This is a genomic window from Suttonella sp. (assembly GCF_056855035.1).
The window spans coordinates 1-6,527 of record NZ_JBXGGR010000004.1; the positions used below are offsets into that span (position 1 = coordinate 1).

Annotated in this window: 7 protein-coding genes; 1 reads left to right on the plus strand and 6 read right to left on the minus strand. The window is 47.6% G+C overall.

The annotated features are described in order from the left end of the window. Positions 1-148: 148 nt before the first annotated feature. Genes folP through rlmE form a run of 3 tightly spaced genes read right to left on the minus strand, consistent with a single transcriptional unit; the run spans position 149 to position 3,594 of the window. Complete coding sequence (gene folP, locus ACJHVI_RS00455) at positions 149-997, minus strand: dihydropteroate synthase (RefSeq protein WP_483182615.1); 849 nt, start codon at positions 995-997, stop codon at positions 149-151. After that, on the minus strand, positions 997-2,946 hold the full coding sequence (gene ftsH, locus ACJHVI_RS00460) for an ATP-dependent zinc metalloprotease FtsH (protein WP_483182616.1): 1,950 nt from the start codon (positions 2,944-2,946) through the stop codon (positions 997-999). The genes folP and ftsH overlap by 1 nt, the downstream gene beginning before the upstream one ends. Before the next feature lie 15 nt (positions 2,947-2,961). Then, the gene (rlmE, locus tag ACJHVI_RS00465) at positions 2,962-3,594 is read right to left on the minus strand and encodes a 23S rRNA (uridine(2552)-2'-O)-methyltransferase RlmE (protein ID WP_483182617.1); all 633 of its coding nucleotides are present in this window, start codon (positions 3,592-3,594) and stop codon (positions 2,962-2,964) included. 51 nt (positions 3,595-3,645) lie between these two features. On the opposite strand from rlmE, the gene yhbY reads away from it, so the two are divergent. Continuing rightward, positions 3,646-3,939: a ribosome assembly RNA-binding protein YhbY gene (gene yhbY, locus ACJHVI_RS00470; RefSeq protein WP_483182618.1), complete on the plus strand. Its 294-nt coding sequence runs from the start codon at positions 3,646-3,648 to the stop codon at positions 3,937-3,939. A gap of 13 nt (positions 3,940-3,952) precedes the next feature. Here yhbY and ACJHVI_RS00475 read toward each other — a convergent pair whose 3' ends face one another. The 3 genes from ACJHVI_RS00475 to ACJHVI_RS00485 are packed head-to-tail and all read right to left on the minus strand — an operon-like array spanning position 3,953 to position 6,316. Next, on the minus strand, positions 3,953-4,864 hold the full coding sequence (locus ACJHVI_RS00475) for a DUF808 domain-containing protein (protein ID WP_483182619.1): 912 nt from the start codon (positions 4,862-4,864) through the stop codon (positions 3,953-3,955). Beyond that, complete coding sequence (ybeY, locus tag ACJHVI_RS00480) at positions 4,864-5,340, minus strand: rRNA maturation RNase YbeY (protein ID WP_483182620.1); 477 nt, start codon at positions 5,338-5,340, stop codon at positions 4,864-4,866. Before ybeY ends, ACJHVI_RS00475 begins: the two co-directional genes overlap by 1 nt. Further along, positions 5,333-6,316: a PhoH family protein gene (locus tag ACJHVI_RS00485; RefSeq protein WP_483182621.1), complete on the minus strand. Its 984-nt coding sequence runs from the start codon at positions 6,314-6,316 to the stop codon at positions 5,333-5,335. The genes ybeY and ACJHVI_RS00485 overlap by 8 nt, the downstream gene beginning before the upstream one ends. Positions 6,317-6,527 lie beyond the last annotated feature (211 nt).

Sequence of the window (6,527 nt, forward strand, 5' to 3'; positions counted from 1 at the left end):
CTTTCAACTCATCAGCTCGTCTACGTCTCGAGAGGTGCGCATTATACATTCAACATCCTCCTTTGCAAGCGCCAAATACTTTTATTCCAAACTTTCTTCTCATCAGACTGTTTTTAAGAGAGTTTATTTTTGAGATTTTTATGAAAACCTACATGACTTTTGCATTTTTCAATGCTTCCACCATCAACAAGGCATCTTTTGTTGCTTTAATATCGTGTACACGAACAATCTGCGCCCCTTCATAAGCGCCTAATGCTGCTAACACAACACTTCCAATGACTCTGTCTTCGACCGCGCGATTGTCTAAATAATGCCCAATTGTGGATTTGCGCGAAACCCCTATCAGTACAGGATAGCTAAGATTTAAAAATGCTTTTATTTGAGCAATCAATGCCATATTCTGTTCCGGCGTTTTAGCAAAGCCAAATCCCGGATCAAGCACAATTCGATTAGCTTCAATTCCCGCTTCGCGACAAAGTTCCGCCCGCCGCGCCAAATATTGAGCCACTTCTGTTACGACGTTATCGTATAGAGTGTGGTTTTGCATGGTTTGCGGAATACCGCGCATATGCATCAAGCAGATTGCCACGGAACTTTGCTTTACCGCATCTATTGCGCCTTCTGCTTCAAGCGCACTGATGTCATTAATCATATCCACGCCAAGATCGAGCATTGCCTGCATGGTTTTGGTATGGCGGGTATCAATCGAAATCGGTTTGCGTCCATCGGCAATTAATGCCGATACAACGGGGGTCAAACGGGCAATTTCTTCTTCTGCGCTGATTGCCGCGGCACCCGGGCGCGTGGATTCCGCACCAATATCAATAATGTCCGCGCCTTCCGCAATCATCGTTTCCGCATGTGTCAATGCCGCATCTATTTGTACGAATTTTCCGCCGTCTGAAAATGAATCGGGTGTGCAATTGAGCACCCCCATAATTTTGCTTGAAGATAAATCGAGCTGAAATCGACCGCATTGCAGTGTTTGTTCAGTCATTATGAATTCCCCATATTATCAGCAGGTTTATCTTGGCCGTCTATCAATGGTTTATTGATTTCAGGTGCTTGGATATTTTCCTCTGCAACAATTTTATGCCGACCGCTTTCGTCCCAATCAGAAGGCGCCCGCACCGGTTTGCGCGCCATTAAATCATCGATTTGCCCTTCATCAATGGTTTCGTATTTCACAAGCGCTTTCGCCATTTCATGCAAAATATCCATATTATCTTCAAGAATTTGCCGCGCCCGCTCATAATTGCGGTCAATAATAAGGCGGATTTCTTCGTCAATGAGCTTGGCGGTGTCATCAGATACATTTTTATGACGCGTTACCGAACGCCCCAAAAACACTTCGCCTTCTTCTTCCGCATACAGCAATGGACCCAGTTTTTCCGACAATCCCCATTGCGTTACCATATTGCGCGCAATAGCAGTCGCACGTTCAATATCGTTTGATGCGCCCGTAGAAACTTGTTCCGCGCCATAAATCAATTCTTCCGCCAAACGTCCACCGTATAAAGTTGAAATCTGGCTTTCCAAGCGCTCTTTCGAATAACTGTATCGATCCGCTTCCGGCAAAAACATCGTTACGCCCAATGCCCGACCGCGCGGAATAATGGTTACCTTATACACCGGGTCATGCGAGGGCACGATGCGTCCGATAATACAATGTCCTGCTTCATGATAGGCGGTCATTTCTTTTTCTTTGTCACTCATAACCATAGAGCGACGCTCCGCGCCCATCATGATTTTATCTTTTGCATCTTCCAAATCCTGCATGGTAATTGTGCTGCGATCACGACGCGCCGCGAACAAAGCCGCTTCATTAACCAAATTCGCCAAATCCGCGCCTGAGAAACCGGGTGTACCGCGGGCAATATCTTTGGCAATTACATTGTCATCAATGGGCTTTTTACGCATATGCACTTTCAAAATCTGCTCTCGTCCTTTCAGATCAGGCAGACCGACGGTAACTTGGCGGTCGAAACGTCCCGGACGCAATAAAGCAGGGTCTAAAACATCGGGGCGGTTAGTCGCCGCAATCACAATCACGCCTTCATTGCCTTCAAAACCGTCCATTTCTACCAGCAATTGGTTCAAAGTTTGCTCGCGCTCGTCATGTCCGCCGCCCAAACCCGCGCCACGCTGACGACCAACAGCATCAATTTCATCGATGAAAATAATGCAAGGTGCATGTTTTTTCGCTTCTTCGAACATATCGCGTACGCGCGAAGCGCCGACGCCCACAAACATTTCCACAAAATCCGAACCCGAAATGGTAAAGAACGGCACTTTTGCTTCGCCGGCAATCGCGCGCGCAAGCAAGGTTTTCCCCGTTCCCGGCGGCCCTACCATCAATACGCCGCGCGGAATTTTTCCGCCTAATTTACTGAATTTGCTTGGATCTCGTAAAAACTCGACCATTTCATACGTATCTTGCTTTGCCTCATCAGCCCCCGCCACATCGGCAAAAGTCACTTTAATTTTATCTTCGGGAATCAATTTGGCGCGGCTTTTGCCGAAAGAAAAAGCACCGCCTTTTCCGCCGCCTTGCATTTGACGCGAGATAAAAATAAACAAACCGATAAACAGCACCAAGGGCAGTAGATTAATCAAAATGCGACTGAGCAGGCTTTCCTGTTTGATTGGTTCGCTGCTAATCATGACATTATTGGCGCGCAAGTCCCCGACTAAAGCGCTGGTATTGATTTCAGGATTATTCGTGAAATAGCGGTTACCGGAATTGTCGACGAATTCAATCACCATTGTCTGCATATTAATGTCAGCGGAACGAATTTCGCCGTTATAGACGCGATCTAAAAATTGCGAATACGCCACCGTACGCGACTGCGAAGGAGAGCCGAATTTACCCACCTCGCTAATCAACACCACGAACAGCAGAATCAATCCGCCCCAAATTAATATCGATTTGTTTTTCTCGTTCAAAATATCACCTCTTTCCTATGAAATCTGCGTACCGCGAAAACCGCGGGCCAATAAATAAGTTTCCTGACTGCGCGCACGCGATGCCTCAGGCTTGCGCGTCAATACCGTTTTAAAATCCGTTTTCAGCTCCCGAAAATAATTGTCAAATCCCGTGCCGTGAAAAACTTTCGTCAAAAAATCGCCGCCCGTTGCCAAACGCTGACGGACGAAATCCAGCGCCAATTCCGCCAAATACATACTTTTCGCCTGATCGGTAGATTTTACACCGCTCATATTTGGGGCCATATCGGAAATAATCAAATCCACAACCTGATCGCCAATAGTCGCCAACAATTCATTCAGCACCGCTTCCTCGCGGAAATCGCCCTGTATGAAAGTTACATCCGCCAGACTATCCATCGGCAAGATATCCAGCGCAATCATACGCCCTTTGCTGCCAATCAAACCTGCTACATATTGCGACCAGCCGCCCGGGGCGGCGCCTAATTCCACCACCACCATACCGCTGCGAATCAATTTGTCGCGCTCCTGAATTTCTTTCAGTTTATATACCGCCCGCGAACGATAACCCTCCTCGCGCGCTTTTAACACATAAGGATCGCTATGATGTTCTTTTAACCAATTTCCACTAGATTTACTGCGTGCCACGTCTAAATTCTGCTATTCTTGTCTTTTGTTAAAACATACTAGGATAATGCTATGCTAAGCAAAACCCAAATCCGATTTTTAAAATCCGAAGCCCATCATCTGCATCCGATCGTCATGATTGGCACCAATCGCTTGAGCGATGCCGTGCAAAAAGAAATCAATCTTGCACTGGACAGCCATGAACTCGTTAAAATCAAACTCGGTCAATTGCCTGATGAAGAGCAAGCCGCGATTATCGAGGATATTTGCCGCATACAGCAAGCGGAATTTGTACAAAAAATCGGACATATTGCCGTCATTTACCGCAGTAACCCCGAGAAAAAACGTTATTCCTTACCCAAATAAATGCCGAACCTGCTCAATGAGCAGGTTTCTTTTTACCATGAAAAGGCGCAACGCAAGCCAGCACAATCAAGCCGACTATCAAACCCACTGAAATTTCAAAAACATATACGCCGATACCGCCGATGCTATGCTGAATACTCTCTATCTGCGGATGGAGATAAGCCGTCAGCGGCGGCAAATGTTCCGCCCAAATCGTTCCGCCGACCGCCAGCATCGCAATCGTGCCGATCACGCTCAATGAGCGTAAAATTTTCGGCGCAATCCATAATAAACCGCGCCCAATCGTATGCAAGACACCTTGCTCTCCCTGCGCCCACCGTGCGCCGATATCGTCCATTTTGACAATCAGCGCGACCAAGCCGTAAACGCCGAAAGTCAGCAATAAGGCGATAAAAGATAGAGCAAAAACCAATTCCATAAACGATTGCGTCATTTCCGTCAGCGCACCTAAAGCAATGACGACAATTTCCGCAGACAAAATGAAATCGGTACGAATCGCTCCGCGGATTTTCTCTTTTTCCAAAGCAAGCAAATCCACATCTGCCGCCAAGGCAGCCAATCGCTCCTCTTGATGCGCCGCTTTATCCCTGCGATGAAACAACCATTCCCAAACTTTTTCCGCCCCTTCAAAACATAAATACGCCCCTCCGATCAGCAGAACATAATCGATTGCGGCGGGAAAAAAGGCACTAAGCAATAAGGCAAGCGGCACTAAAATAACTTTATTCAGCAGAGAGCCTTTTGTTACCGCCCACACGACAGGCAACTCCCGTTCCGCTGCCAAACCGCTGACCTGATTGGCATTAACCGCCAAATCATCGCCTAAAATACCTGCGGTTTTGCGCGTCGCCACTTTGGTCATAGTAGCGATATCGTCTAAAACCAAAGCGATATCGTCAAATAAGGCAAAAAAACTGCCGGCCATTAGTCCTCCAATTCTGCGTAAGGGTCGGAAAAGCCCAAAGCCGCTAAAATCTGCCGCTCGGCATTCTCCATGATTTCGGCTTCCGCCTCTTCAATATGGTCATAACCTAAAAGATGCAAAAGCCCGTGTATGCACATATGCGCCCAATGCGCCTGCAACATTTTATTTTGCTGCCGCGCTTCTTCATTCACGACTTCTACCGCAATCACAATATCGCCTAAAAGACGCGGACTTTCAGGTACTTCCCATTCCATCGGAAAAGACAGAACATTAGTCGGATAATCTTTGCCGCGATAATCGCGATTCAAGGCAGTCATCTCCGCCTTATCAACCAAACGCAAGGTCAGCTCCAAGACTTCCTCAATCGCCAAGGTTTTCAAGGCGCTATCCAGCCAATCCTGTACATCGTTTTGCGCAGGAAACGACCAATCCTGCGGTATGTCTTCTATCTGATAATCCAGCAACATCTTATTCATGTTCGACCTGCCTTTCTTGCTGCTGATGACTTTCATAGGCTTCGATAATCCGCTGCACCAAAGGATGGCGCACCACATCAGTCGCTTCAAACTGGGTAAAAGAAATTCCCTCGACCGCCCTTAAGACGTGCTGTGCATGCCGCAATCCGCTCGTGACGCCGCGCGGCAAATCCATTTGCGTCGGGTCGCCCGTAATAACGGAAGTAGAACCAAAACCTTGTCGGGTTAGAAACATTTTCATCTGCTCGACAGTCGTATTTTGCGCCTCGTCTAAAATAATAAAGGCATCATTCAGCGTGCGTCCGCGCATAAATGCCAGCGGTGCGATTTCAATCACACCGCGCTCCATCAGTTTCAAGACACGCTCCGCACCCAACATATCATTCAAGGCATCGTATAAAGGACGCAAATAAGGATCGACTTTTTGCGTCATATCGCCCGGCAGAAATCCCAAGCGCTCCCCCGCCTCTACCGCAGGACGCACCAAAATCACTTTGCGGACTTTGTCTTCCGCCAAATAAGCCACCGCTGCCGCTACCGCCAAATAGGTTTTGCCGGTTCCCGCCGGACCAATGCCGAAATTCACCGCATGCTCGAAAATCCGCTTGAGATAGCGGCGCTGATTATCGCCGCGTCCGGTAATCGTGCCGCGCTTGGTTTCAATCCGAATATCTTTGCCGGCGCCATGGGACTGCACATCGTGCGCCAAGGTCGCACCTGCGTCGCGCAAAGCGAAATGCACATCGTCTTGATTAAGCACGTCTGCGCCTGTCTTCTGATACAGCTGCTCAATCACAAAACGCGCTTGGCGGACGCGCCCCTCATCGCCGCTAATCTGAAACAAATGTCCGCGATTAGCGATTTCCACCTTCAATTGACTTTCAATCAGCGTGATATGCTGCTGCATCTGTCCGCATAATTCCGCCAAACGCCGCTGATCTTGCGGTTCTAGCTGAAAGGCTAAACTATCTTGCATAGATTTCCCTAGTAAAAACTGCTGCTATTATGACAAAGCCCAAAATGCCTGTGCATGACCTCTTGTTAGGGTAACCTGAGTTCGGGATAAGCACCCCACTAAAAAATAAAGAGCAATTGTGATAATCTACTGTTTTGACAAAACAAACCATCACAAAAGCCCTTTAACATGGAACATCTTACAACACTTTTCTGCCAAGTAGATGATTTTT

Excerpts from the sequence above, each read along its gene's own strand:
- ACJHVI_RS00485 (WP_483182621.1), bottom strand. The coding sequence starts at position 6,316 with ATGCAAGATAGTTTAGCCTTTCAGCTAGAACCGCAAGATCAGCGGCGT.
- ACJHVI_RS00475 (WP_483182619.1), bottom strand. The coding sequence starts at position 4,864 with ATGGCCGGCAGTTTTTTTGCCTTATTTGACGATATCGCTTTGGTTTTA.
- folP (WP_483182615.1), bottom strand. The coding sequence starts at position 997 with ATGACTGAACAAACACTGCAATGCGGTCGATTTCAGCTCGATTTATCT.
- ybeY (WP_483182620.1), bottom strand. The coding sequence starts at position 5,340 with ATGAATAAGATGTTGCTGGATTATCAGATAGAAGACATACCGCAGGAT.
- yhbY (WP_483182618.1), top strand. The coding sequence starts at position 3,646 with ATGCTAAGCAAAACCCAAATCCGATTTTTAAAATCCGAAGCCCATCAT.